This is a genomic window from Zobellella taiwanensis, assembly GCF_003012795.1.
Taxonomy (GTDB): domain Bacteria; phylum Pseudomonadota; class Gammaproteobacteria; order Enterobacterales; family Aeromonadaceae; genus Oceanimonas; species Oceanimonas taiwanensis.
The window spans coordinates 1-217 of record NZ_PXYH01000104.1; the positions used below are offsets into that span (position 1 = coordinate 1).

1 protein-coding gene is annotated in these 217 nt (G+C 65.9%); it reads right to left on the bottom strand.

What is annotated here, in order from left to right; all coding sequences use genetic code 11:
- Positions 1-217, bottom strand: a 217-nt coding sequence (locus C7I36_RS17125; RefSeq protein WP_146137370.1) for a VCBS domain-containing protein, incomplete at both ends; no start/stop codon positions are given.

The window sequence follows — 217 nt, forward strand, 5'->3', positions numbered from 1 at the left end:
CTCACCAGGCCAGTGCCGCGCAAGTCCTGGGCACTGGAGTCGCCCGCCACTTCCAGTATCGGCGCCGCATCCACCACGCTCAGGGTGGGCGCGTCGTTGCTGCCAATCAGGGTAAAGCTCACCACCTCACTGGCGGTGGCGCCCTGGCTGTCGGTGGCGGTCACGGTATAGCTGAAGGTGATGGTCTCGCCCGCCGCCAAAAAGTCCAGGTCGACGT